This is a genomic window from Haloarcula rubripromontorii (assembly GCF_001280425.1).
Taxonomy (GTDB): Archaea; Halobacteriota; Halobacteria; order Halobacteriales; family Haloarculaceae; genus Haloarcula; species Haloarcula rubripromontorii.
Genome location: NZ_LIUF01000002.1, coordinates 474,161 through 499,914 on the forward strand (window position 1 = coordinate 474,161; position 25,754 = coordinate 499,914).

26 protein-coding genes and 1 tRNA gene are annotated in these 25,754 nt (G+C 62.2%); 16 read left to right on the plus strand and 11 right to left on the minus strand.

The features are described from left to right. Positions 1 to 5 precede the first annotated feature (5 nt). Complete coding sequence (locus tag AMS69_RS07610) at positions 6 to 407, minus strand: DUF7322 domain-containing protein (RefSeq protein ID WP_053967468.1); 402 nt, start codon at positions 405 to 407, stop codon at positions 6 to 8. Between the two features lie 40 nt (positions 408 to 447). Beyond that, positions 448 to 639, minus strand: a complete 192-nt coding sequence (locus tag AMS69_RS07615; RefSeq protein WP_004517169.1) for a DUF7331 family protein — start codon at positions 637 to 639, stop codon at positions 448 to 450. A 107-nt stretch (positions 640 to 746) separates the two neighbouring features. Here AMS69_RS07615 and AMS69_RS07620 point away from each other — a divergent pair, with 107 nt between their 5' ends. The 5 genes from AMS69_RS07620 (at position 747) to AMS69_RS07640 (ending at position 9,164) form a co-directional block, all read left to right on the plus strand. Next, on the plus strand, positions 747 to 4,781 hold the full coding sequence (locus AMS69_RS07620; protein ID WP_053967469.1) for a DNA polymerase domain-containing protein: 4,035 nt from the start codon (positions 747 to 749) through the stop codon (positions 4,779 to 4,781). A 125-nt stretch (positions 4,782 to 4,906) separates the two neighbouring features. After that, positions 4,907 to 5,836, plus strand: coding sequence for an ABC transporter ATP-binding protein (locus tag AMS69_RS07625; RefSeq protein ID WP_053967470.1), 930 nt, complete (start codon positions 4,907 to 4,909; stop codon positions 5,834 to 5,836). A 36-nt stretch (positions 5,837 to 5,872) separates the two neighbouring features. Beyond that, on the plus strand, positions 5,873 to 7,303 hold the full coding sequence (sufB, locus tag AMS69_RS07630; protein WP_004517166.1) for a Fe-S cluster assembly protein SufB: 1,431 nt from the start codon (positions 5,873 to 5,875) through the stop codon (positions 7,301 to 7,303). A gap of 2 nt (positions 7,304 to 7,305) precedes the next feature. Beyond that, positions 7,306 to 8,517, plus strand: a complete 1,212-nt coding sequence (gene sufD, locus AMS69_RS07635; protein WP_053967471.1) for a Fe-S cluster assembly protein SufD — start codon at positions 7,306 to 7,308, stop codon at positions 8,515 to 8,517. 248 nt (positions 8,518 to 8,765) lie between these two features. After that, complete coding sequence (locus AMS69_RS07640) at positions 8,766 to 9,164, plus strand: hypothetical protein (protein WP_053967472.1); 399 nt, start codon at positions 8,766 to 8,768, stop codon at positions 9,162 to 9,164. Between the two features lie 93 nt (positions 9,165 to 9,257). Here the strand turns inward: AMS69_RS07640 and AMS69_RS07645 are convergent, their stop codons facing one another. Next, complete coding sequence (locus AMS69_RS07645) at positions 9,258 to 10,889, minus strand: alpha-amylase family protein (RefSeq protein ID WP_053967473.1); 1,632 nt, start codon at positions 10,887 to 10,889, stop codon at positions 9,258 to 9,260. 219 nt (positions 10,890 to 11,108) lie between these two features. Between AMS69_RS07645 and AMS69_RS07650 the strand changes: the two genes are divergently transcribed. From AMS69_RS07650 to AMS69_RS07665, 4 genes are all read left to right on the plus strand, one after another. Beyond that, positions 11,109 to 11,591, plus strand: coding sequence for a hypothetical protein (locus AMS69_RS07650; protein ID WP_053967474.1), 483 nt, complete (start codon positions 11,109 to 11,111; stop codon positions 11,589 to 11,591). After that, the gene (locus AMS69_RS07655; RefSeq protein ID WP_053967475.1) at positions 11,588 to 12,022 is read left to right on the plus strand and encodes a metal-dependent transcriptional regulator; all 435 of its coding nucleotides are present in this window, start codon (positions 11,588 to 11,590) and stop codon (positions 12,020 to 12,022) included. Before AMS69_RS07650 ends, AMS69_RS07655 begins: the two co-directional genes overlap by 4 nt. Positions 12,023 to 12,156: 134 nt before the next feature. Next, positions 12,157 to 12,229, plus strand: a tRNA-Gln gene (locus AMS69_RS07660). A 253-nt stretch (positions 12,230 to 12,482) separates the two neighbouring features. Next, a complete protein-coding gene (locus tag AMS69_RS07665) occupies positions 12,483 to 13,211 on the plus strand; it encodes a GNAT family N-acetyltransferase (RefSeq protein WP_053967476.1) in 729 nt (242 codons plus the stop codon). Here AMS69_RS07665 and AMS69_RS07670 read toward each other — a convergent pair whose 3' ends face one another. Beyond that, positions 13,212 to 13,409, minus strand: coding sequence for a hypothetical protein (locus AMS69_RS07670; RefSeq protein ID WP_053967477.1), 198 nt, complete (start codon positions 13,407 to 13,409; stop codon positions 13,212 to 13,214). A 276-nt stretch (positions 13,410 to 13,685) separates the two neighbouring features. Between AMS69_RS07670 and AMS69_RS07675 the strand changes: the two genes are divergently transcribed. Next, positions 13,686 to 14,402, plus strand: a complete 717-nt coding sequence (locus AMS69_RS07675; protein WP_053967478.1) for an HD domain-containing protein — start codon at positions 13,686 to 13,688, stop codon at positions 14,400 to 14,402. Here AMS69_RS07675 and AMS69_RS07680 read toward each other — a convergent pair. The 3 genes from AMS69_RS07680 to AMS69_RS07690 all read right to left on the minus strand — a co-directional run bounded on the left by AMS69_RS07680 (position 14,397) and on the right by AMS69_RS07690 (position 18,133). Further along, a complete protein-coding gene (locus AMS69_RS07680) occupies positions 14,397 to 15,095 on the minus strand; it encodes a LysE family translocator (protein WP_053967479.1) in 699 nt (232 codons plus the stop codon). The genes AMS69_RS07675 and AMS69_RS07680 overlap by 6 nt on opposite strands. A 37-nt stretch (positions 15,096 to 15,132) precedes the next feature. Beyond that, positions 15,133 to 16,023: a coiled-coil protein gene (locus tag AMS69_RS07685; protein ID WP_053967480.1), complete on the minus strand. Its 891-nt coding sequence runs from the start codon at positions 16,021 to 16,023 to the stop codon at positions 15,133 to 15,135. Positions 16,024 to 16,288: 265 nt separating this feature from the next. After that, positions 16,289 to 18,133 (minus strand): hydrolase, encoded by a 1,845-nt coding sequence (locus AMS69_RS07690; RefSeq protein WP_053967481.1) that lies wholly within the window; start codon positions 18,131 to 18,133, stop codon positions 16,289 to 16,291. Between the two features lie 108 nt (positions 18,134 to 18,241). On the opposite strand from AMS69_RS07690, the gene AMS69_RS20585 reads away from it, so the two are divergent. Further along, entirely contained in the window at positions 18,242 to 18,415 is a 174-nt protein-coding gene (locus AMS69_RS20585) for a hypothetical protein (protein ID WP_170083003.1), read from the plus strand. Between the two features lie 26 nt (positions 18,416 to 18,441). After that, a complete protein-coding gene (locus AMS69_RS07695; protein ID WP_053967482.1) occupies positions 18,442 to 18,870 on the plus strand; it encodes a DUF371 domain-containing protein in 429 nt (142 codons plus the stop codon). A 65-nt stretch (positions 18,871 to 18,935) separates the two neighbouring features. Here AMS69_RS07695 and thsA read toward each other — a convergent pair whose 3' ends face one another. After that, entirely contained in the window at positions 18,936 to 20,495 is a 1,560-nt protein-coding gene (gene thsA, locus AMS69_RS07700) for a thermosome subunit alpha (RefSeq protein WP_053967483.1), read from the minus strand. A 176-nt stretch (positions 20,496 to 20,671) separates the two neighbouring features. Here thsA and AMS69_RS07705 point away from each other — a divergent pair, with 176 nt between their 5' ends. After that, positions 20,672 to 21,481 (plus strand): amidohydrolase family protein, encoded by an 810-nt coding sequence (locus AMS69_RS07705; protein WP_053967484.1) that lies wholly within the window; start codon positions 20,672 to 20,674, stop codon positions 21,479 to 21,481. 46 nt (positions 21,482 to 21,527) lie between these two features. On the opposite strand, the gene AMS69_RS07710 is transcribed toward AMS69_RS07705, so the two are convergent. Both AMS69_RS07710 and AMS69_RS07715 read right to left on the minus strand, forming a co-directional pair. Next, positions 21,528 to 22,433 carry a glycosyltransferase family 2 protein gene (locus tag AMS69_RS07710; RefSeq protein ID WP_053967485.1) on the minus strand — a complete coding sequence of 302 codons (906 nt, stop codon included), beginning with the start codon at positions 22,431 to 22,433 and terminating at the stop codon, positions 21,528 to 21,530. Between the two features lie 93 nt (positions 22,434 to 22,526). Beyond that, positions 22,527 to 23,231, minus strand: a complete 705-nt coding sequence (locus AMS69_RS07715) for a class I SAM-dependent methyltransferase (protein ID WP_004517150.1) — start codon at positions 23,229 to 23,231, stop codon at positions 22,527 to 22,529. 249 nt (positions 23,232 to 23,480) lie between these two features. On the opposite strand from AMS69_RS07715, the gene AMS69_RS07720 reads away from it, so the two are divergent. From AMS69_RS07720 to AMS69_RS07730, 3 genes are read left to right on the plus strand one after another with little or no spacing between them, the layout of a single operon-like run. Next, entirely contained in the window at positions 23,481 to 23,750 is a 270-nt protein-coding gene (locus AMS69_RS07720; protein WP_005537824.1) for a MarR family transcriptional regulator, read from the plus strand. Between the two features lie 9 nt (positions 23,751 to 23,759). Beyond that, positions 23,760 to 24,545 carry an MBL fold metallo-hydrolase gene (locus tag AMS69_RS07725; RefSeq protein ID WP_053967486.1) on the plus strand — a complete coding sequence of 262 codons (786 nt, stop codon included), beginning with the start codon at positions 23,760 to 23,762 and terminating at the stop codon, positions 24,543 to 24,545. Positions 24,546 to 24,578: 33 nt separating this feature from the next. Further along, positions 24,579 to 25,304, plus strand: a complete 726-nt coding sequence (locus AMS69_RS07730; RefSeq protein ID WP_053967487.1) for a YkgJ family cysteine cluster protein — start codon at positions 24,579 to 24,581, stop codon at positions 25,302 to 25,304. A 2-nt stretch (positions 25,305 to 25,306) separates the two neighbouring features. Here the strand turns inward: AMS69_RS07730 and AMS69_RS07735 are convergent, their stop codons facing one another. Next, on the minus strand, positions 25,307 to 25,705 hold the full coding sequence (locus AMS69_RS07735; protein WP_053967488.1) for a TRAM domain-containing protein: 399 nt from the start codon (positions 25,703 to 25,705) through the stop codon (positions 25,307 to 25,309). Positions 25,706 to 25,754: the final 49 nt, after the last annotated feature.

The following is a 25,754-nucleotide window of genomic DNA, read 5'->3' on the forward strand; positions in this document are numbered from 1 at the left end:
ACCGGTTAGCCGTTATGGTCGCCCGACTCTGTGCCGTCGGACTGGGTATGTGTGGTCTCGGCTGGGTCGTCCTCGTCGTCCGATTTGCGCTCCCGCTCGAACTGGACGTACCGGAACGTTCCGTAGCCGAAGGCGATGACGCCGACGAGGAAGATGCGAACCCCGAGGTCGACCTGCCCCTCGAAGTAGGCCAGCATCGGCCCGAGCGAGAGGGCCAGCAGCGCGATGTTGAACACGATGACGAGTATGACGAACAGCCCCGTGGCCTCGCCGCTGTAATCGCTATCTGACGGTGACGGAACGTCTGGGCCGAGGCTCTCCGGGTCGAACTCCGATGGCTCGTACTCGCTTTTTTCCGAGAGGACGCCGCCGCTCTCGTTTGGGTCGTCCTCGCCGGGGATGTCCATCACACTAGCTACGACGCGTGGAGGCTAAAAGTACTTCCTGTCAGGCGATCTCCTGTAACGTGAGCGCCGTATCAGTCTGTAGCCACGCGAGCGGGTTCTCCGCGTCGTAGAACACTGTCCCCTCCTCGGTCTCGTAGGTCTCGGTCGTCTGGATGGCGTCTGGGAGCGCCGGCTCCGACCGCAGTTCTTCGGACCTATCCGCCTCGCCGTGGGGGGATGCGTGGTGCGACATTGGCCGTCAAACTTGGGTATGTTACTCGATGGCATATACTTTCTGCCTGTGGCAATACCCCGTCGACCGCCGGTGTTTTTATGCGGCATCTCGAAACAAGGCCAAGAATGAGTGACGGCACCCAGGGCACGCTGGGGGACTTCGGGGAGGACGCGGGCACAGACGACCGCCCGGTCGCCGACGAAGCGGCGGCCATCGCAGGCAACGGTGGAAGCGACGGCGGGACGAGCGTCGTCGATCTCGACGAGCGTCAGTTCCCGCCGGTCGAGGAGACCATCGAGTTCGTTGTCACGCAGGTCGACTACACCATCGAGGGCCAGGGCGACGACGAGTTCCCGGTCGTCCACGCCTTCGGGCGCACCGACGACAACGAACCGGTTCACGCTCGTGTCTTCGATTTCAAGCCGTACTTCTACGCGCCGACCGACAGCGTCACCGAAGACGAACTCCGCCAGTACGACAGCATCACCGGCTGGGAAGAAGCCGACGCGGACGGCGAGCCATACGAATCGATTCGGGGCGAGTGCCTGACGAAGATATTCGGCCAGACACCACGCGATGTGGGCCAGATACGTGACGACTTCGACCACTACGAGGCGGACATCCTCTTTCCGAACCGCCTGCTCATCGACAAGGACATCACTAGCGGCGTGCGTGTCCCCGCCCGGGAACTCGACGACGGGAGCCTGAAGGTCCACCACGAGGAGATTCAGCCGGTCGAGGCCCACGCCGACCCGCGGGTCAACACCTTCGATATCGAGGTCGACGACAGGCAGGGGTTCCCCGAAGACGGCGAGGAGCCGATCATCTGTCTCACCTCCCACGACTCCTACCGCGACGAGTACGTCGTCTGGCTGTACGAGTCCCCCGACGGTATCAACGGTCCTGAGGCGCTGGCCGGCTACGACCCGATCCGGGAGGACTTCGAGGCCGACGTGCGCGTCTTCGACGAAGAGGAGGCCATGCTGGAGGCCTTTGTGGATTACATCGTCGACACCGATCCGGACGTACTCACCGGGTGGAACTTCGACGACTTCGACGCGCCGTACTTCCTTGACCGTCTGGAAGAACTCCAGAGTTACAACCACGACTTCGACCTCCAGATCGACCGCCTCTCGCGGGTCGACGAGGTCTGGCGCTCGGGCTGGGGCGGCCCCGATATCAAGGGCCGGGTCGTCTTCGACCTCCTCTATGCCTACAAGCGCACGCAGTTTACCGAACTCGAATCCTACCGGCTCGACGCCGTCGGCGAGCAGGAACTCGGCGTCGGCAAGGAGCGCTACACCGGCGACATCGGCGACCTCTGGGAGCAGGACCCTGAGCAGTTGCTGGAGTACAACCTCCGGGACGTGGAGCTGTGTGTCGAACTCGACCGCGAGCAGGACATCATCGACTTCTGGGACGAGGTTCGAACCTTCGTCGGCTGCAAGCTTGAGGATGCGACGACGCCCGGCGACGCCGTCGACATGTACGTCCTGCACAAACTCCACGGCGAGTTCGCGCTCCCCTCGAAGGGCCAACAGGAGAGCGAGGACTACGAGGGCGGCGCGGTCTTCGACCCTATCACCGGCGTCCGCGAGAACGTGACGGTGCTTGACCTGAAGTCGCTGTACCCGATGTGCATGGTGACGACCAACGCCAGCCCGGAGACGAAAGTCGACCCCGAGCAGTACGACGGCGACACCTACCGCGCGCCCAACGGCACCCACTTCCGGAAGGAACCAGACGGCGTCATCCGGGAGATGGTCGACGAACTCCTGTCAGAACGTGAAGAAAAGAAGGCCGAGCGGAACAGTTACGACCCCGATAACCCGGAGTACGAGCGCTTTGACAGGCAGCAAGCGGCTGTCAAGGTAATCATGAACTGCTTCACACCGGACACGGATGTGCTGACGCCCGAGGGGGTCCGCAACATTCGTGACCTCGAAATCGGCGACGAGGTGTATTCGTTGGACCCCGTGACGGAGGAGATGGAGGTCAAGCCTGTCGTCGAGACACAGTCCTACCCGGACTACCGCGGCGAACTGGTCGACATCGAGACGAGCAAGATGGACTTCCGAATCACACCGAATCACCGGATGCTCGTCCGAAAGAACGAGACGAATGGTATCACTGAGGACGAGTACCAATTCGTGGAAGCCGGCGACCTCGACGACGCGACGAACTACGAACTCCCGCACGATTGGGACGGCCCCAATGGCGACACAATGCAGACCGTCGACCTGACTGAGTTTGTCGACGACTACGAAGTGTGGATACGGCCGTCGGTCCACGGCCATACGTTCGCGGCCGAAATCGGCCACTATCCGGACACAGTGCTGAAAAACGATATCGGCGAAGAAGGGTACGTCTTCGCTCCCGAGGAGTTTGAAGCTAACCGTGAGTACATCGAGTCGGTCGCTGAACGGACGTACATCCACGCCGAATCGGGCCGCAAGTGGATTCCCCGGACCTTCGACGGCGACGACTTCCTCGAACTGCTCGCGTGGTACATCACTGAGGGGAACGTCTACACCTCCGAGACGAAGCAGTTCGCCGAGAAGACGCGCGGCGCATCGACCACGGTCAAAATCGCCCAGGAAGCCATCGCCGACGGCGGGCAGTCCGACCACGCGGCAATCGGAGATCTACTTGACCGATTGGGGTTCGACTACTACGTCGACGACCAGAGCTACCAGTTTACCTCGGAACTTCTGGGCGACCTGCTCCGCGACATTTGCGGTGGAGACAGCTTTGAGAAACAGGTCCCCGAGTTCGTCTTCGACCTGAGTCAGCGTCAGAAACGGCGGTTCCTCGAGACGCTCATCGCTGGTGACGGCGACCGCCAAAAGAACTCCTGGCGGTACACGACCTCCAGCGACCGACTCCGCGACGACGTGCTTCGGCTCTGTGCACATCTCGGTCTCACCGCGAACTACAACCGAAACAGCGGCTCGTGGCGAATATACGTCACCGAAGACAGCAAGAACACGCTCCGGATGCACCGCAGCGGGTCACAGAGTACGGCCGAGGACGGTGTTTACTGCGTCACCGTCGAAGACAATCACACGCTCATGGCCGGCCGCAACGGGAAATTCCAGTTCGTCGGTCAGTCGCTCTACGGCGTTCTGGGGTGGGACCGCTTCCGCCTCTACGACAAGGAGATGGGGGCGGCGGTCACTGCCACCGGGCGCGAGGTCATCGACTACACCGACGAAGTCGTCGCAAACGAAGGGTACGAGGTCGTATACGGGGACACCGACTCCGTCATGCTCCAGCTTGGCGACGTGGGCCCCGACGACGTCGAGGGCGATGTTGAAATCACCGACGAGATGCGCGAGAAGCACCCCGAGATGGGCGACGACGAACTCGAACTTATCGCCACGACCATCCAGAAGGGGTTCGAGCTGGAGGAGACGATCAACGACTCCTACGACGAGTTCGCGATGGAGGAGCTAAACGCACAGTTCCACCGTTTCGAAATCGAGTTCGAGAAGCTCTACCGCCGATTCTTCCAGGCGGGCAAGAAGAAGCGCTACGCGGGCAACATCGTCTGGAAGGAGGGCAAGCACGTCGACGACATCGACATCACCGGCTTCGAGTACCAGCGGTCGGACATCGCGCCGATCACGAAGCGGGTCCAGAAGGAGGTCATCGACCGCATCGTCCGCGGGGAGGACGCCGAGTCGATCAAGCAGTACGTCAGCGACGTTATCGAGGACTATCAGGACGGCAACGTCAACTATGACGACGTGGGCATTCCCGGCGGCATCGGGAAGAAACTCGACAACTACGACACCGACACCGCACAGGTCCGGGGCGCGAAGTACGCCAACCTCCTGCTGGGGACGAACTTCCAGAGCGGGTCGAAACCGAAGCGGCTGTATCTGGACAGAGTGCATTCCGATTTCTTCCAGCGCATCGAGGACGAGGAGGGATTGGACCCTCAGCGGGACCCGCTGTACGGCGAGTTCCGCCGGGACCCCGACGTAATCTGTTTCGAGTACGCCGACCAGATTCCCGAGGAGTTCGAAATCGACTGGGACAAGATGTTGGATAAGACGCTGAAGGGCCCGATTGCCCGCATTCTGGAGGCGATGGATATCTCCTGGGAGGAGGTCAAGTCCGGGCAGGAACAGACTGGACTCGGGAGCTTCATGTAACCCACAGAAAGCAGGGGCTTACTGCTGCAAGAAATATTATTTCTATATACAGAAGTTGAGTTCGCAGCAATGCGAAAGCTTCATGGGTGAAACGTACCTTCTTTCGGTTGACCTAAGAGATACCTATGGCGAAACTCGAAATCAACAATCTCCACGCAGAAGTCGCAGAAGAGGACGGTGAGACGATTCTCCGCGGTGTCGACCTCGAAGTCGAGTCCGGTGAGATCCACGCGCTGATGGGTCCTAACGGCTCAGGCAAGTCCACAACGGCGAAGATCATTGCCGGTCACCCCGCCTATGAGGTAACCGACGGCGAAGTACTCATCCACCTCGAAGAGGACGAGTTCGGGGACGAGGAAATCCCGGAAGACCTCCGCACCTGGGACCTGCTCGACCTCGAACCGAACGAGCGCGCCGCGCTCGGCATCTTCCTCGGCTTCCAGTACCCGGCCGAAATCGAGGGCGTCACGATGGTGAACTTCCTCCGCACGGCCCTCAACGCCAAGCTCGAAGAGCGCGAAGAGCTGTTCGAAGACGACGACGAAGAAGAAGCCGAATCCGAGGGCGGCGACACCAACGAGGACGCTGCCGGCTACGACACCTCCCCGATGGAGGGTAACGTCGAAGAAGGCGAAATCGGCGTCGCCGAGTTCCAGGAGATCCTTCAGGAGAAGATGGAGCAGCTGGACATGGACGAGAAGTTCGCCTCCCGGTATCTCAACGCTGGCTTCTCGGGCGGCGAGAAGAAGCAGAACGAAGTCCTCCAGGCCGCGATCCTCGAGCCCTCGATCGCCGTGCTCGACGAGATCGACTCCGGGCTGGACATCGACCGACTGCAGGACGTCTCCAACGGCATCAACGCGCTCCGTGACGAGCAGGGCGCGGGCATCCTCCAGATTACCCACTACCAGCGCATCCTCGACTACGTCGAACCCGACCACGTCCACGTGATGCTCGACGGCCAGATCGCCACCTCCGGTGGCGCTGAACTCGCCGAAAAGCTCGAAGACGAGGGGTACGACTGGGTCCGAGAGGAAGCCTACGAGGCCGCGTAACGCCCTTCCGTACACAGCGATAACACTACACACACTATGAGTTCAGATCAAGACCACCTCAAAGAGACCGACACCGAGAAGCGCTTCGAGTTCAAGAAAGAGGAGAAGTCCGCCTTCGAAGCCGAGAAGGGCCTCACGGAGGAGACCATCCGGGTCATCTCCGAAGACAAGGACGAGCCCGAATGGATGCTCGAGCGCCGTCTGCGCGCGCTGGAGCAGTACAAGGAGATGCCGATGCCGGACGGCTGGCCGGGCGCACCCGACCTCTCCGAGGTCGACGTGGACGAGATCGTCCCGTACATCCGTCCCGACATCGAGACACGCGGCGGGGTCGACGACTGGAACGACCTCCCCGAGGAGATTCAGGACACCTTCGACAAACTCGGCATCCCGGAAGCCGAGAAGAACGCGCTCTCGGGCGTCGGCGCGCAGTACGAGTCCGAGATCGTCTACCAGAACATGCAGGAACGCTGGGAGGAGAAGGGTGTCATCTTCTGTGACATGGACAAGGCCGTTCAGGAACACGAAGACATCCTCAAAGAGTACTTCATGACCAAGGCCGTGCCGCCGAGCGACAACAAGTTCGCGGCGCTGCACGGCGCTATCTGGTCCGGCGGGTCGTTCGTCTACGTCCCCGAGGACACGACGGTCGACATGCCGGTCCAGGCGTACTTCCGCATGAACTCCGACGGGATGGGCCAGTTCGAGCACACGCTCATCATTGCCGAGGAGAACTCCGAGGTCCACTACATCGAGGGCTGTTCCGCCCCGAAGTACTCCGAGTTCAACCTCCACTCCGGCGGCGTCGAAGTGTTCGTCAAGGAGAACGCACACGTCCAGTACTCGACCGTCCAGAACTGGTCGAAGAACACGTACAACCTCAACACCAAGCGCGCAATCTGCGAGGCCGACGGCACGATGGAGTGGGTCTCGGGCAGCATGGGCTCGAAGGCCACGATGCTGTACCCCTCCACCGTTCTCAAAGGTCCCGGCGCGACAGACAACCACATCACCATCGCCTTCGCCGGCGAGGGCCAGGACATCGACACGGGCGCGAAGGTCTACCACAACGCCCCCGAGACGAAATCCACCATCGAATCGAAGTCCATCAGCAAGGACGGCGGCCGCACGAACTACCGCGGCCTCGTCCACATCGCCGACGGTGCCGAAGACTCCTCGACTTCCGTCGAGTGTGACGCGCTGATGTTCGACAACGAATCCACGTCGGACACGATGCCGTACATGGAGATTCAGGAGTCCAAGGTCGATGTCGCCCACGAGGCGACCGTCGGCAAGATCGGCGACGAGGACGTCTTCTATCTGCAGTCCCGCGGACTGGACGACGACGACGCCAAGCAGATGATCGTTGCCGGCTTCATCGAGCCGATCACGGAGGAACTGCCGATTGAGTACGCCGTTGAGCTGAACCGCCTCATTGAGCTTGAGATGGAGGGGTCGCTCGGATAACCATGAGTACGCAGGTACACGCCAATCTCACAGAGGCGCAGGTAGAACAGATTTCAGACGATCTCGGCGAGCCCGAGTGGCTGCTCGAGACGCGAAAGGACGCGCTCGCCGCGCTCGAGGAGCTGGAGATGCCGGATGTCATCCGGACACCGGGTCGCACCTGGACGAACCTCGACGCGCTCGACTACGAGTCGTTGGTCGACCCGCTCGATTACGCGCAGGACAAGGACCGTATTGACGCCGACGGCGTCGAAGTACTGTCCTGGAGCGAGGCGCTCGACGAGCACGCGGACCTCGTCGAGGAACACTTCGGCAGCGTCGTCGACCCGCAGCGGGACTACCTCACCGCGCTGTCGACGGCCCTGTTCTCGGCCGGCACGGTCGTCTACGTCCCCGAGGGCGTCGATGCCGAAGACGTGAAGATCCGGACGACGATGAACAGCCAGTCGCTGTTCAACTACACGCTCGTTCTCGCCGAGGAGTCCTCGTCGGTGACAATTCTCGAACGTCAGGGGACCGGCGAGACGACCGACGCTGACCAGTACTACTCCGGTATCGTCGAAGTCGTCGCCGAGGAGAACGCCTACGTCCAGTACGGCGCGCTCCAAAACCTCTCGGAAGAGACGTACAACTTCCAGGTCAAGCGCGGCCACGCCGACACATACGCCACGGTCAACTGGATCGACGGCAACATCGGCTCCCGCCTGACCAAGTCCAACGTCGAGACCCGACTGCTGGGAGACTCCTCCGAGTCACAGATTCTGGGTGCGTTCTTCGGCCACGAGGACCAGCACTTCGACATCGCGTCGCGTGTCTGGCACGAGGCCGAACACACCACCGCCGACCTCGTCACCCGCGGCGTCCTCGACGATGACGCCCGGTCGGTGTATGAAGGTGTTCAGGATGTCGGTCGTGAGGCCTGGGACACGTCGTCCTACCAGCGTGAGAACACGCTCATGCTCTCCGACGACTCCGAGGCCGACGCGTCGCCGAAGCTCATCATCAACAACCACGACACCGAGGCCTCCCACTCCGCGACGGTTGGGCAGGTCGACGCGGAGGACATGTTCTACATGACCTCTCGCGGTGTCGACCCCGAGAGCGCGAAGAACATGCTCGTCGAAGGGTTCTACGTCCCCGTGCTCGAAGAGGTGCAGGTCGACGAACTCCGCGAGGACCTCGACCAGCTGATCTACGAGCGCCTGCGAGAGTAGCGAGGTCGCGCAGCGACCCCGGTTTAGCGAGCGGGGAACGCAGCGACCCGCGAGCAGCGAGACGGTTTCGCCGTCTCTATCTCGAAAACGAGCGGGCGGACCACGCAACCAATCTTTCTGTTCAGTGGTCTCCTGAACGCGCAATCAAACCCCTCGTAACCACCGCTGTAGCCATCAGTGAACGGTCAATACACCGCGTGTCATTCTGACCGGAAAGAATATCACTTCGTTCATATGAACTGTCCGTAATGGTCCTCCGAAGATGGTTGCCCGAGCGTCCTCCGACGTGGACAGATGTTCTGGCCGGCCTTCTGATCCTCGTCTGGTTGCCACTCAACGTGGGAGACCTACAGACGATTTACTTGAGCTGGTTCCTGTTCGGATCCGTCGCCGGTTTGGTTTCGATGGGACCACTTGCCAATTCACTGATTGGAGAACGGACTGGAACGTGGTTCCGGAAAATCGGTGTGCTCGGCAGAGCCGCCTCCATTCTTGCTTTCGTCGCCATCGTCTGGTTCGTTCGAGGGCAAGTGGACCTACCAGGTAAAATCGTAACCAGTGCTATCGGTGGATTCCTGCTCTCAATTCTGGTTTACACCCTCTCATATATCCTGTCAGCAGGCGAAATAAGTGGATGGACGCGTTAGGAAGGGGCACACTGAGTCGCTTTGTCGATTCAGTATGGTTGAAACGATAACCCGTGACGGTCACTATGGCGCTCCGGAGTGGTGCGTTGCTCCTTACCGGTCGGACTTGTCCCCGCGAAGCCAGACGTAGTCACACGGGTCCAGCAGGAAGGTGACGCCGCCGTCCTCGATGTGGTAGCCGCCGTCACCGACTGCCCTCGACGTGTCGGCGTCGGGGACCTCCCACTGGAGGACGGGTTCGCGGTACTCGTCGGCGAAGTTATGGGCGAAGATGAACGCAGTGTCGCCGGCGTCGACGCGGTGGACGAGCACGTCCTTGTGGCCCGATTCGGCCAGATGGAGGTCGCCGTCGCTGAGTTCGGGGTTGCGCTTGCGGGCCGCGACGAGACGCTGGATATGTGACAGCAGTGAGTCAGGGTCGGCTTGCTGGTCGGCCACGTTGATGTGTTCGAAGCTGTACTCTTTCCCAACGACCGGCGGGTTGTAGCAGTCCTCGCGGTCGGCCGTCGAGAAGCCGCCGTTTTCGGTGTCGTCCCACTGCATCGGCGTCCGGACTGACTCTCGTTCGTCGAGCCACAGGTCCGAGCCCATGCCGATCTCGTCGCCGGAGAGGATGACTGGTGTCCCCGGATACGCAAAGAGGAGGCTGTGAGCCATCGCGATGCGGTCGTGGTCGTGGCCGAAGAGGTCCGCCAGCCGGAGCCGGTGACCCCGACCGAAAATCCACGAGGAACCGTCATCGGGGCCAAAGTACTCCCGGGCGTGTTCCAGCGCCTCGTGGGGGAGTTTCAGGAGATTCCACTCGTCGTGGTTCCGGAGGAAGTTCGCCCACTGGCCCACGCCGGAGATATCCGGCAGGACCTCGTTCGCGCGGTGGAGCGGCCAAGTGTCTCTAACGCCGACGCCGTACACCATGTGAGCGTTCAGGACGAAGTTGAACATCAGGTCAAACCCCTCGCCGTCGCCGAAGTAGTAATCGAGATGTTCGGGCTGGTCGTCGGCCTCGGCGATGAGTACGGCGTGGTCCTTTGCTGCTGTGACGACGCGTTTCAGTTCTTTGAACAGCTCGATGTCCTCGGTCGTCCCATTGTGCCCTTTCGGCAGTAGCATCGGGTGGGCGGCGTCGATACGGAAGCCGTCTGCTCCCTGGTCCAGCCAGAAGCGCATCACGTCGTGGATTTCGTCGCGGACAGCGGGGTTGGCGACGTTGAGGTCCGGCTGATGGTGATAGAACTGGTGGAAGTAGTGCTTGCCAGCGACCTCGTCGTAACTCCAGACGCCGTCCTCGCGGTCGGGGAAAATGTTGGCTGTCTGGTAAGCATCGTCGAGGTGGCTTGTCCAGAGGTAATAGTCGTGGTATTTCGAGTCGGGGTCCTCGCGGGCGCGCTGGAACCACTCGTGGTCGGTCGACGTATGGTTGAACACGAGGTCGGTGAGGACGCGGATGCCACGTTCGTGGGCGCGGTCGGTGAGTTCCCGGAAGTCTGCCAGCGTTCCCATCCGGTCGTGGACGCTGTAGTAGTCGGCGACGTCGTAGCCGTTGTCCCGGAGTGGGCTCGGATAGAACGGGCGGAGCCAGAGGCAGGTCACGCCGAGGTCTTCGATGTAATCGAGCTTCTCGATGAGGCCCTGGAAATCGCCCCAGCCGTCGCCGTTGCTGTCGTTGAACGTCTTTACGTCCAGTGTGTAGATGACCGCGTCCTTGTGCCAGCCGTGTTCGACCATCCTCATGTGTGTTATCGAGTCCCAGCCCCTGGTAGTTTCGGGTCCGTCCACGGACCGAGCCGAAGGGATGAGGATGCGCCCGGAAGTTTCGGCTCCAGACTGTTACCGAGTACGGGGGTATGAAAGACAACCTCAGTTCGACGACAGGGAACCGCTTAAGTCCGGCCCTCCCCGAACTACGTGTATGACTGGAGCACAGCGCCGAGTGGGGGTGTTACCGTGAGTCTCACACAGCCAGTGGTGTCCGATCATCAGTTGGCCCGGTTGCTACAGATCGGCATCGTCCTCGAAGAGGTCGTCGAGGCACGGGCGGCCAAGCACGCTGAGGAAACGAGCGGAGCGCACGAACAGGCGGTCCTTGACCTCCTCGCACACGCTGAGACAGAGTCAGCTGAGCACCGGCGGCAACTGGAGGCACTCATCGACGACCTCGAAGCAGATACCGTCCCGTTCGAGGAAATCGAGATGCTAGTCGAGGCCCAGTACGAAGCCGACAAGGACTTCGACGGGGTGTTGTACGACCAGCTCTGTAACGAGGAGACGGCGTACAAGTTCTACGACGATCTCATCGAAGCAATCGAGGCGTCCGACGTGACATTCACAATCGACCGCAAGCGGCTGCTTGCCGTGCTGTCGGATATCCGCGAGGACGAGGCGGAGGGAGTCGAAGACGTGACCGATCTGATGGAGGATTATCAATGAACACGCAGGCCCAGTATCTGAAAGCGATCTATCTCACGCAACAGCAGGAAGACGGTCCAGCATCCACCGGCGACGTGGCCGATATGCTTGATGTCAGTCCAGCGAGCGCTAACGAGATGATCGGCAAACTCGAAAGCCGTGGGCTGCTGAACCACGAGAAGTACAAAGGCGTGGACCTCACCGACGACGGCATCGCACAGGCTCGCGAGGCGCTCCAGAACTACTGTATCATCGAGCGGTTCCTCATCGAGGTGCTAGAGGTCGAGGAGTTCCGTGCCGAGGCAAAGCAACTGGAGGGCGTCATCGACGAAACGGTCGCTGATCGTCTCGATACGATTATCGACCGCAAACCTCAGTGTCCCGACTGTTTCGACCCCGAGGGGGATGTCTGTGGCCTGCTCGAAGTCGAGGCTGAAGTCACCAGCGACTGACCGGCCGCTCTCGAAGCGTTCAAGTGCGTTCCGTCGATTATCCTGCATACGGATCGCTCATAGTGAGTGAAGTCCCGTGGTGGTGAGCAAATCCTGTGGATTTGCGCGGTACACGGGACGGACGAAGTGAATGAAGTCCCGTGGTGTAGTGGCCAATCATAAGGGCCTTTGGAGCCCTTGACGGCGGTTCGAATCCGCCCGGGACTATCCTCTGATGAACGAACGTGAAGAGTGGGTGGCTCTCGCGGATTCGACACCCAGAAGACGATGGCTCAAGTCTTCGCGGTTCGAATCCGCCCGGGACTATTCTGTCCGAACAAACTCGTGAACAGCAGATATCCTCGGTGAGTCGAGCCCAGCGGACGAGAACATTTGAGTCCTCGCATGAATAGCCCAACGAGTGTCCCAAATTCTGACACCGAACTGTAGATTTATGATGTTCCGTGCCAACTAGTGGCATATGAAAATCAGGGAGGCAGTGTCGTCGGACCGCCCGGCTATCCGTGACGTGGCGCGTCGCTCGCTAGCGGCGTCGTATTCGCTGGGGCCGAAGGCAATTACGAGCGCTATCGAGGAGTGGTACGATGAAGAGCGTATCAACAAAATACTCACAGAGGAGAGTAATCGGCTGATTCTCGTCGCTGAGCAGGATGGGCAGGTGGTCGGTCTCTCCGAGAGCGTCCTTTCGGGGGATAGTATCGGGACGATACTCTGGCTGCACGTCGACCCAGCGTACCGCGGCGAAGGAATCGGCTCGGCATTGTTTGACGAGACCCACGGAGAGCTCCACGACCGCGGTGCCGAGACGCTCCAGGGGCGCGTGCTGGCCGACAACGTTGAAGGCAACAGCTTCTACGAGGATCGCGGCTTCGAACGCGCTGGCACGGGCGAGGTCGACATCGCTGGGCGGACCTACGTCGAGAACCTCTACACCGACGCCGAAGAGCTCGGACGCGAGCCGATAACCGACGACGGCCGGACGGTCTACGTCGACCACAACAACCACGAGTCCGGGTCGATAGCGCCGTTCCATGTGGTCCACGTCACCGAAGAGGGAAGCGACCGCTACGGGTACTTCTGCAGTAACTGTGAGACGCTGGCGAACGCGATGGATTCGATGGGCCGTATCGAATGTAGCAACTGTGGGAACGTTCGCAAACCGATGCGGTGGGACGCCGCCTATCTGTAACTACGGTGGCGACTGGTCCCCTGTGCGCTGTGACGATTCCTGTCTGTTTGCCGGGAGGAGTATCAGCTTGTAGTACAGGCCGAACAGGCACAGGGCGATACCGACGCCGACGAGCACATCAGTCACCGCGTGTTGGTTCGCCGCGTGGGTCACGATCGAGACGTCGCCGACGGGCATGTGGAGTGGCTGGAGAGGCATATATGCCGATTTATCTATTAGATGTAAAAAGCTGGACTGATGTTCCCAGCCGCTGAGAACCAGTGGCCGGGTGGCCCACAATAGCGGCCCTATCTGACACCGCGTCAGAGATAGTGATGCGTCTCTTCGGGAGACCGCGACGACGGGGTTTAGCCCGCTATCCCCATCTGAAAATGCCGGGTGTGGCAGCCGTTCTCCCTGTCGTAACGCTAAAGAGTCGAACGTACGTCTATATGTGTAAGATGACTATCGAAATCTGTTTCCGGAGGTGGTGCTGTGGGCGTCGAGATTAGGGAGTCACCTGTCTCAGCCGACGCGTTCGAGGAAATGAAGGAGTTCGTCCACGACTACCTCGCGGCGAGCGTCGAAAACGAAGAAGAGGGCGGCCGTATGCGCTGGTATCCGTGGCACTCCGCGGAGTACCGCTTCAACCACATCCTCAACGTCGTCGACATCGCGACAAAAATCGCCCGCAAGGAGGGCGCAAACGTGGACGTGACTCGCGTCGCAGCGTTGTTTCACGACATCGCGAAACTGGAAGCCGAGCAGGACCTCCACGCGGAAGCCGGCGCTCGGATCGCACGTGAGTATCTGCGGGCACATGGTGACTACCCAGAATCGTTCATCGAACAGGTCTGCGCTGCCGTCGAGGCTCACTCGTACCAAGGACCGCTTGACGACCTGCCACTGGAAGTACAGTGTCTCATCGAGGCGGACATCCTAGACAAAGTCGGCGCGAACGGGACCGCCCTGATGCTGTTGCGCATGGGCTATGAGTCCCGGACGCATATGGACGCGGCCGAGATGGTCGACCGCGTCATCGAGCGCGGCGAGGACGCGCGTGAGCGCGTCCAGAGCGACACTGCCGAGTCTATCGTCCACCAGCGGCTCAAGCGGACCCGCTGGTTCCAGGAATGGCTAACGATGGAAGTCGCCGACATGGCCGTCGAAGACGACCTCGATGAGGTGGCGACTGGGATGGGCGATTCATAGCGCCCGCAGCAGGAACAGAACGCCGGTCCCGGCGAGAACAGCGGCACTAATCCATGCGATCAGCGGTGCGAGCCGCTCGATACGCGTTCTCGCGGCGACAATTGCCGCCGGAAATCCCGTAATCCAGATGCCGATCCCGCCGAAAAACCCACCCAGCAGCACCGGGTGGCCGGTTTGTACGGTTAATGCGTTAGTCCCGACCGCGGGCACGTACGACGCCACGTCAACCACACCCGGTTCGAGGAGGCCCACGCCGACGGTGAGCCAGAAGGCGACCTGATAGGGGTTTGTCAGCGCCAGCACGAGCGCCTTGCGAAAGCCCCGGCTGTCCCCGGACGCGACCGACGAATTCCCCTCGGTAACTACTGTATTGGCCTCCTGAACTGCTCCGTACGCGAACCAGAGCATCAGGAGCCCGCCGGCACCGATCATCACTCGTCGAAGTCCCGGCGTCTCGGTGATGATCGTAGCGGCGCCGAGTACGGCGAGCACGAGGAAACAGGCGTCAGCAGTCATCGCGCCGAGGCCGGCGAAGAACCCCGCCCGCCAGCCGCGAAGCGCGCTTTCCTCGGCGATAACGGCGTTCATCGGCCCCGGCGGCGCGGCGAGCGCGAGGCCAAACAGGATTCCACCGAGCGCTGTCGGGACGAGCGAGAGCGCGCCGAGCTGGAGCAGGCCGAGTGAGTGATGCATCTATAGTCTGTGAAAACAGAGAGAAAATCCCGCAGACTTACAGCTTGCCGGCCTTCTGGAGCTTCATCAGGTCCTCGGTGTCGAGGGTCTCGCCCTCCTTGAATTTCTGATAAATCTCCTCGGCTTCCTCGCGAGCGGCTTCCTGCTTCTCCTCGCGCTGGGAGCGCTCCTGCTCCTCTTCCTTCTTGTCGAGTTCGCGGAGGCGCTTCTGGACGCGGACGAAGTCCTCGTGGTGCTGGTCAGCCGCTTCCTGGGCGTCGACGAACTCCTCGTGCTTCTCGTCGGCCTCGTCACGGATCTCGTCGGCCTCGCGGTAGGCCTCGATCATCTCGTTGTGGTGCTTCTGAGCCTCGTCAGCCAGTTCCGTGACTTTCTGGTGGTGTTTCGAGGCTTCCGAGCGGACCTCTTCCGCTTCCTCTTTGAGCTCTTCGAGGTCGCCGCCCTGGTCGAGCTTCTCCTGTTTCTCCTGGAGTTTCTCGCGCTTGGTCTCGATTTTCTCGATGAGCTCCTTCTCGTCCTCCGAGGAGAGCACTTCGGTCTGTTGCTTGAACTCGAGGTCTTCGATCTCCTCTTTGAGTTGTTCGACCGACGTGCCCTCGTCGAGCTCGAGGTCGTTTTTCAGGTTATCGACCTTGTCGAACAGCTCGTTTGCTTCTGCGTTGAGCTCGTTGCGCTTGTCCTTGTGCTCCTGGACCTGCTCGTTGAGCTCGTCGCGCTTCTCGCGGTGTTCCTGGGCTTCGTCGACCTTCTCGCGAGTCTTCGCGTTCAGGTCGTCGCGGGCGGAGGCCCGCTCGGACGCCATCTGGTTCAGCTCGTTTCGTCGGTCACGGAGCTGGCCGGCGAGTTTGATGAGCTCGCCTTTCGATTTGTTTTCGAGATCCTCTTCGGTTACTGTAACGTTCTTTGATTCGTCTATCGAGTCTGCCATTGTTGAATCCTCTATGCCATCACCGCTTCAGCACAGACAGTCGGCCCACTACTGAGGGGCTGACACCAATAACAAGGGTTCCCTCTCATGTTGGGCTGAAAGCGATACTGCCTGAACGCGGAAGCGTTCTGGTGTCTACGAATAGAGGTGGATATTGTTTAAACATTCCGGTGCATTGAATACCGCGTCAACGTCTCACACGCCATATTTCGGGGGCGAGACGGTCACTATCGTCCGTGGTTCCCTTGCATATCACGCACATATATCACTCGCTAATACGATACTCGTTCGTGACGACAGTCTGGCCGTCAGTGGCGGCGAGCGTCACGTCGTCACCGGCTGAGAGAGTAAGCGTGTCGACGGTGACGCGGGCGAACGGACCGACAGTGTGTTCGGCCTGTTCGCGGTCCCCATTGCAGTCCCATTCCACCGTGAGGTTTGCTTTTTCAGGGCGGTCATGGAGGACAACGATATCCCGCTCGCCGGGCGCTAGGTCCGAGAGTATCACCTGCGTGGGCTCGTAACAGTCGGCGAGAACACTGAATGCCGTCTTCTCGGTCCCATCCGTGGCGAGCAGACCCATACCGGCGTCACCGACGTCTCGGAGGCTGTCCACGATCATGAGCGGCGCGGCGCGGTGCCGGAGCGACTCGGCAACCTCGCGGACGACGCCGGCCTGGTACGACTGCGACGCGTCGACTCCGCCGTCGACGTGGCGGTCGTGGCAGGCGTTGTCGAACCCGGGGCTGTCGCCCGGTTCCGGCGTCCCGAGCGCCCCGGCTCCGAAGCCGGCGACGACGTCGCCGACGTCGAACTGCGAACAGAGCCACGGAAGGTCGGTTGCGTCACCGTACCGCCACCCCGGGTAGAGGGTGGCCGCGTCGGGAGCGATTCCCGGCGGGCCGACGACCGGGAACGTCGGCACGTCGTCGATGGCCTCGGCCACCGACCTGGCGTCGGACGCGTCGTAGCCGGCGCGCCAGGCGCGCCATCGGAAGCGAAGCCTGTCGAGGAATCCGGAACCCAGTCCGTCAGCGTACGGAGATACTGGCTCGTCGTGAACACCGACCGCCGCGAAACTGGGATGCTGTGCGTAGGTCGTATTGAGCCGCGCTGCGAGGGCGATTCCTCGTTCGCTGTCGAATGAACCGGGGCCAGACAGTGGAACGTCCTGCCAGAGCAGGACGCCGTGGTCGTCACAGGCGTGAGCCACTTCGGGGGGCGTTCCCTGTGCCCGAACCCGGACCAGATTTGCATTGGCGTCGACAGCCCGTGCGACATCCTCCACGGTCGGGTCCAGCAGCGTTACCCCGCGAACGGGCACGGCCTCGCCGTTGACCCGCAGGCCATCGTCGTAGGAGACGGTGCGCAGTCCTGTCGTCACCGAGTGCTCGTCGTCCCCGAGCTTCGCCCTGAGAACGTAGCGGGACTGTTCGCCGCGGTCGTGGGGCCACCACAGTGACGGGTCGCGCACGTCCATCGTGTAGGTCACTGTCGTCCGCTCGTCGTCGGTCGAGACGCGGGCCCGGTCCATCATCCCGCCGCCGCGCACGTCCCCCTCCGGCCGTAGCGAGAGGGTTATCCGGTCGTCGAGTGGCTCCTGGGTCAGGACGGTCGCCGACACCTCGACCGTCGCGTCGGTCACGTCTTCGTCCGATACCTGTGGCTGGACTGAAAGCTCGCTCACGCAGGGGTCCGGTCTGGTTTCGATGCTCGCATCCCACCAGATGCCCGGGACGCAGCGCTCCGGTGGAAGCTGGTCGGTCGCGTGCAGGCCGCCAAAGCGGTCCTCGGGCGTACGACACTCCACGACGATCCGGTACTCCTCGCTCTCGGGGAGGCGAATCCGGAGCGGCTCGAAGTAGGCGTCGTGGCTGGTGAGTAAATCGCCGTTGCACCACACGCGTGTGTGCGCGTATGTTCCACTCAGTACGAGCAGGGCGTGTGCGTCGCTCTCGTCCCGCGGGTCCGAGAACGTCGTTTCGTAGGCTACGGCCTCGGCGCCGGCGAACTGGTCGGGCCGGCCGGGCACCGATACCGGTTTCCACGCCTCCGGGGACGGCATCTCGTCGTCCGGCGCAACCGCCGCGCCGCGCCACTCCAGCGACATACCTTGTGGCCCGTTCCCCGAGGGCATATCCTTTGCCCCACGCCTTCACTTTCACTTTCACTCCGGGGATGGCTCGCTTTGACATAGGTAGCCACCTACTATCCAGATATGCTCACCGAACTGCACGAGGCGGCGACACCGACCTGCGAGGCCCAGCACTGCGAACGCTCGCTCGGCGAGCCGGCGCTGGTGTTCGAGACCGAGGCTGGCCGCCGCGAGGCGCACGAGTGCGCCTGCGGTGCGGTGACGGTTACCGTCGTCCGGTCGGAGTCGTCCCGCTGAAGTACGCCCGGCGGTGACCGGGAGGTATGACACTTGAGGAAGTGGTCCACGCACAGGGCCACGAGAACGTCTCCGGCGAGCACGCGAGCACGCTGGAAGTGACGAGCGACGACTTTCTGACACCGGCCGGTGACTGCATTCTGGCTATCGAAGCCGACCGCGTCCCCGCTGACTTCGACGCGGAGTTCGTGACAGCCTGCCAAGACGCCGACGCGACGATCACGGCGACTATCGAGGCCGGCAACTATACTGTTACCGTGACCGGAACCGGCCATCCCGACCTCTCCTTCGAGAACGACCGGAGCCACGTCCTGCGGACGAGCGACTACGTCGACGACCGCACCGTGATGGTGAACGCCGACGCGGCGGCCGGCGACGTGGACCGGGACCTTGTCGATGCGCTCGCTAGTGGCAGTGACGCGACGCTGACGCTAGCTGTTGACCCTAGCGAGTAGGGACAGTTCTGGGATCGGTCGCGCCGCTATTCGGTTTCGGCAAAAGAAAACAGGTTGTAAACGGCTTACGACGACGAGATGACGTCGTCGATACGGACGATCATCGTCGCCGCTTCGGTAGCGGAGTCGACCGCTTCGCGCTTGACTGCGGCGGGGTCGAGGATGCCGTAGTCGACGGGGTCACCGACGACGCCGGTCTGGCCTTCGCTGATGACGCCGGCGATGCCCTCGCTCTCGTGTTCGGCGCGGAGGTCGACGAGCGCGTCGATGGCGTCGAGGCCCGTGTTCTCCGCGAGTGTGCGGGGTAGCACGTCGACAGCGTCGGCGAACGCTTCGACGGCGAGCTGCTTGCGGCCCTCGATGGACGCCGCTTCGGAGCGGATGTGGTCGGCGATGGCGATTTCGGTCGCGCCTGCGCCGGGAACCACACCGCCGGCGTCGAGCGCGGCGATGACGGTGTCGAGCGCGTCGTTGAGCGCGCGTTCGAGTTCGTCGACGACGTGTTCGGTGGAGCCGCGAGCGATGACTGTGACGGACTCGGCGGTCGCGCCGCCGGTAATGAACGTCACGTCGTCGTCACCCTGCTTTTCGACGTCGACGCTGTCGGCGTGACCGAGCGCGTCTTCATCAAGAGCTTCGAGGGAGCCGACGCGCTTTGCACCGGTCGCCTCCACGATGTCCTTCGCGGTCGAGGAGCTGATGCTGTCGGCGACGAAGACGCCTTCCTTGGCGAGCTGGGAGGCGACGCGGTCGGCGACGTCCTCGGTGACGAACGCGACGTCAGCGCCGCTTTCGACGACTTCCTCGGCGTAGCCCTGCAGTTCGCTCTCTTCGGCGTCGAGCGCGGCGTTGAGCTGGTCGACGCTGGAGACGTTGTACTCGGCGTCGATGTTGCTCTCACGAACGTCGAGTTCGGTGTCGATGACCGCGATAGACGCGTCCTCGACCGAGGTCGGCATGTTGTCGTGGACGGCCGTCTCGTCGACGATGACGCCCTCGACGAGCTTGGTCGCGGAGGAGGCTGCACCCGTCTGGGTGTGGACTTCGATGTTGTCCCGGCGAACGCCGTTGTCGCTCTTGGCGTGGCGGACGGCGTCGACGACGACTTCGGCGAGTTTCTCGGCCTCGACATCACCGGTGCCCTTGCCGGTCATCGATGATTCGGCGACTTCGACGAGCGTCTCGTCGTCGAGGTCGACATCGAGGACAATCTCGTTAATCGCCTCCTGTGCGAGTTCGGCGGCGGCGGAGTACCCCTCGACGATTGTCGTCGGGTGGACGTCATCGTCGAGCAGGTCCTCGCCCTTGGTCAGCAGTTCCCCGGCCAGCACGGACGCGGTCGTCGTTCCGTCGCCCACTTCGTCTTCCTGCGTCTGGGCGACTTCGACGATCATCTGGGCCGCGGGGTGTTCGATGTCCATCTCGGAAAGGATGGTCGCCCCGTCGTTGGTGATGACCACATCACCGTCGTCGGAGACGAGCATCTTGTCCATGCCGCGGGGACCGAGCGTGGTCCGTACGGACTCGCTTACGGCCTTTCCGGCGGAGATGTTCGATGACTGTGCGTCCTTCCCGTGTGTGCGCTGGGCGTCCTCATCAAGGATGAAAAGAGGCTGGCCGCCCATGCGTCGCTGGCCAGATGACATATGTGTTGAACCTCACTTAAGACAAGGCAAGCGGTTCTATATAAAACTTTCTAACGGCGTAGACCGTTCGTCGGGCGACGGCGCGGTTGCTGTCCCTGTAATCTTGGCTGGACCTACACATCTTTTAATATGGGTCTATACACACCGTATAGTAGATGCTGGAGCTGGAGCACGGGTTCCGCGTTGTCGACGTGCACGCACGGCTGGAACCCGACGAGCAGCGCCGACCCCGAGACGGCATGGGTGACCCGGAGCAACTGGAACGGGAGATGCACCAGGCTGGCGTCGTCCGCTCCGTCGTCTTCCCCGGCGAGCGAGACGGGTCGTATCTGAAAGCGAACAACGCCGTCGCCCGGATGACCGTCGAGCGACCGATGGTCGCCTTCGCCAGAGTCAACGGCGCTCGGGACCCGGGGTCCGGCCCCGGGTCGACGCTGCGGAACCTCGCGAGTAGTCGCACGGAGGCCCACACCTCGCCGGCGGACATCGAGCAGTACGCCTACGACGACCGGTTCTACGGCTTCAAGCTCCATCCACCGACTGACGGACTACCCGATGACGAAGTCCTCGCAGAACTGGAGTCGGTGTCGCTGCCCGTTATCGTCCACGGCGGCGAAGGGTTCCCGCCCGAAACTGTCGCCGAATCGCTGCTATCGTACGATTTCCCGGTCATTCTCTCACATTTCGGCGCGCATCCACTACGGCAGGACCTGATGGAACGAGCCATCGACCTGCTGGAGACCCACGACAATCTGTATCTCGACACCAGCGCGGTCCGCTACCGAGGGCCGATGGAACGGGCGGTTCTGGAACACCCCGACCGTGTTCTCTTCGGAAGCGGCGTCCCCAGCGTCCACCCGAACGTGGCCGTCATGGAGATTCTGACACTGGATGTCCCCGAAGACGCGATGCGCAAGGTGTTCTCGAACAATCCCAACCGCGTCATCGAGGCGCTGGCACCCTGACTGCCGCGCCACTGCTCGGACCGAACGGTCGCGGCAAGGCCCGTGACTACCGCCAGTCGTACACAGTCACTGCGCGGTCCGCACGCGCGGACCGACCGTTCGGATTCCGGCGGGTCGTCCGGTCGGTCACGCGTGCCCTGACTCCGTCGACGATTCCCGACCCGACGCCGCCGAACACATCCTGTCCGTTGCCGAGCCACTGCGACGGCGTCGTCTCCCCGCGCACGACATCGACCAGCGCGTCTTTCGCGTCACCGACCGCGTGGCTGAGGAGTCGCCGCATCACTGTCGGTCGGACGTTGTAGTTTTTCACCAGTCGATACGCGAGCGAGCGGTACTTCCAGTTCCAGTCGGTCTCTGCGATGCCGCCGTCGGCCTCGAACTCGCGGCTGACACACATTTTCGTACTCCAGTCGACACCGTACTCACTGGCGGCCATCCGGTGTGCGAAGTCCCGGGCGCTGCCGACATTCAGGTACTCGTCGAATCCGTCCAGTGCTTCCAGTACCTCGGCATCGAACGCGACGTTGCCGGGGTTGAAATACGTCACGTCGCGGCCGGCTATCGTCCGTGTTTCCTCTGTTTCGGTCGTCATCCCGGCCCACAGTTGCTGGTGTGTCGGTCCGGTGATGGCCTGAGCGGTCCCCGAAAGCCCGTCTCTCACGGCGTCAGCCCAGCCGGACTCGACAGAGAGCGACTGATGGACGAGCGCGATAACGTCCCCCGTCGCCCGGTCGATCCCGGCGTTGCGGGCGACTGTCACCGAGCGGTCGGCGATTTCGACGAGAATAGACACGTCGTCACGGTCCCGGACCATCCCCGTTGTGCCGTCGGCCGACGGGCCGTTGACGACGATTACCTCCGCATCCGGAACCTGCTCGGTGAGTGCGTCCAGACAGCCGGTTAGCTCTTCCCGGCCGTTCAGCGTCGGGACCACTACCGAGAGATCCATACCTCTGGGTAGGACGGCGAAGGCGCTTAAAAGTCGCGGGAGGCGGACGCGAACTTCCCAGTACAAAAACCGGAGTGTTTGAGCGGCGGTGCGCTACACGTGGGTGTTCCAGTACGACACCGAAGCCAGCTTTTCGCCGAGCGGTGTGCCGCCAAGCGCCGTATCGAGCGAGCGGAACGAGGCGGCCAGCTCGTTCGGAATCTTCCGGTAGAACCCGTACGGAAGGAGCCAGTCGTGGTTCGCGTCGGTCAGTTCCAGTCCGGCCCCGTCTAACAGCCGGTCGATCTCCCAGCGCGAATAGAGCCGCGACCCCATCGGGAGCGCCCAGTTGTATATCGACCGGGTCGAAAACCGGTTGAACGTATCGAAGAAGACCTGCTCCTTCGAGACGCGGCGCATCTCCGCGAGAAACGCCGCAGGCGTGTCCGCCAGATGGAAAAAGCGCATCGCAAACACAGTGTCGAAATGGTCGTCCGGGAACGGGAGTCGGGCAGCGTCGCCCCGCATGAACTCCACGTGGTCGTCGACACCGGTCGCCTGTGCTTTCTCACGGCCCTGCTGGAGCATCGGTCCCGAGATGTCCAGCCCGGTGATGTTCGCGCCGCGCTCGGCCAGCATCACGGTGAACCGGCCGGTCCCGCAAGCTACCTCTAATACGTCCTTATCGGCCACAGGGCCGATTGCATCGAGGACGGCCTGCTTCTCGCGTCGATCGATCAGCCGACCACCACGGGAGAACCGCTTGGCCTCGTACTCTTCGGCCACGGTGTCAGCCTGATACCACTCCTGCCCTTTCACGGTGTATTGCTCACCCCGCGGGGGATAAAACGATACTGGAATCCCCTTTCATCGGTCGGGTTGCTTTCAAGTCAATCTGGAACCGACCACACTCCCGACCCTGAAAATTCCGGACGAATCTCCCGGTTACCGGCCGGAACCGCACGATGGCGGTTTTGTATAAGGACACATTAAACACTTCATAGAATCTGTATTGTTTGGTCATGCATATAGCCAAGTTTTACCAGTAAGTCTGGAATATCAACCACTATGAGCGCATTAACTGAAAACGCTGCACCGGCACCGTTCACCGACGAGGAGTTCCGCGACACGCTGCGTGAACTCCCGCCGAGCGCGAAGCTCGTCGCGAAGGTGCTGGAAGACGATGCTCCGTTGTCACAGGGCGATCTGGCCGAGAACTCGCTACTCCCGGACCGTACTGTCAGGTATGCCCTGAACCGGCTGGAGGAGTCTGACCTGGTAGACTCACGGTATAGTTTCACCGACGCACGCAAACAGGTTTATTTCCTCACGGTCTGACCGGCCGGCATGGACTGGCAGCGGGCCGACGTGCCTGTCCCGACACGGGCACCAACCGGCAACACGGCGGCATACGTTTGCGGCGACGAGGCGGCTCTTCTCGTGGACCCCGCGGCGACGAACGATGCGCTCGATTCGATTCTCAGTGACCGCACCCTCGCTCACATTGCGCTCACGCATCATCACCCTGACCACGCTGGTGCCGTTGCACACTACGCCAGCGAGACCGGCGCGACGGTGTGGGCGCGCCGCGGTCGGGCGAGCGCGTTCGAAGCCGCGACCGGCGTTACCCCGGACAGACTGTTCAGCGGAGGGACGACGATTCCGACCGATGCTGGCCCAGTGACCGTCATTGATACGCCGGGACACGCGCCGGAACACGTTGCCTTCGCAACAGACGGGGCCGTCGTCTCCGGCGACCTCGCCGTCGCTGAGGGCAGCGTCGTCGTCGGCGCACCTGAGGGCGACGTGCGGGCCTATCTCGCGTCGCTGCGGCGACTCCACGCCAGAAGCCCCGATGTGCTGTTACCGGGTCACGGCCCGCGTATCGAGACGCCGCGGGAAACGTGTGCGCGCCTCATCAGTCACCGACTGGAGCGCGAGCGGCGTGTTCGGGACGCTGTCCACGACGGGGCCGCCACTCCGGATGAAATCCTCGATGCCGCCTACGGGAAGGACCTCACCGGCGTCCGCGACCTGGCCCGTGCGACGGTACTGGCCCACGTCGAGAAGCTCGCTGTCGAGGGCGCTATTTCATGGGACAGCGAACGGGCCACACCGAATCAGGTGGAGTGACGCCTTTTTGCCCGTCGGCCCGCTATCAGAGCCGTGGACTCTCTCGAAACCGAACTCGAACGGGCCCGTGCCCTCGACGAGTCGGAACTGGCCGACGCAATCGAGACGATCGGGTTTGAATGTACTCGCTGTGGAGCCTGCTGCAAGGCCGAGTCAGCGTGTGGCGAGGGTGGAGAGAGTGACGGAGATGAGTCCGGCGAGCAATCCAACTCCGCCGAAACCGACGCTGAACCTCACACGGCAACGGTGTTTCCCGACGAGATCCGGCAGCTACAGGCGACCGGGGAGTACGACTTCCGCGACGTGGCCCGACCGATGCCGTACGGACTGGCGGACGGGCCGGACGGCCCCGAAGGTGAGACGTTCGAGTGGGCGCTCCAGACCGACGACTGCGGCGACTGCACGTTCTACGCCGAGGGCGACGACGGCACGGGTGCCTGTACGGTCCACGGCGACCGCCCGCTCATCTGCCGGACCTACCCGTTCAGCGTCGCGCTTGGCGGAACGAGCCAGCCGATGGGCGACGCCGTCGACGAGGCAGGGATGGTCCGGGCCCACGAATGTGAGGGCCTCGGTCGAGATATCTCCAGAGCCGACGCTGAGGAGTTGGCTGCAGCGCTCAAGGAACGCGCCGTTCGAGAACTGACGGAAGCAATCGGCGTCCGCGACAACTACCGGCCTGTCGACCAGTCAGCCGGACAGGTCGTCGTCCACGACTCCGAAGGAGCCAAGCGCCCCGACGGCAGCCCCTACGAGTAGCGTCACACATCGTCGATGATTTCGCCGACTGCGAAGTTCGACTTGACCTCGGTCACTTCGATCTTGACACGTTCGTCGATTTCGGCCCCCGGAACGATGATGACGTAGCCGCGCTCGACGCGGGCGATGCCGTCGCCCTGCTTGCCGATGTCTTCGATCTCGACGTAGCGCGTCTCACCCGGCTCGACCGGCGGTTGTGGCTGATCCGGTGGCGTATCCGCCACCGTCTCCTCGTCCGCCTCTGTCCCCTCGTCTGCGGAGATGAGTGCAACGCGGTAGGTACTGCCCGAGTCGACTGCGCCCGTCTCGACCTCTCGACGCGGGACCTCTACGACGTACCGGTCCCCCTCGTCGCGGATATCGGCACTGAACAGACACAGCAGTTGATCCGAGATTTCCAATGTGATAGACCTCCGTTCGGCCACAAAACGGCCCATTACTAAAGAACTG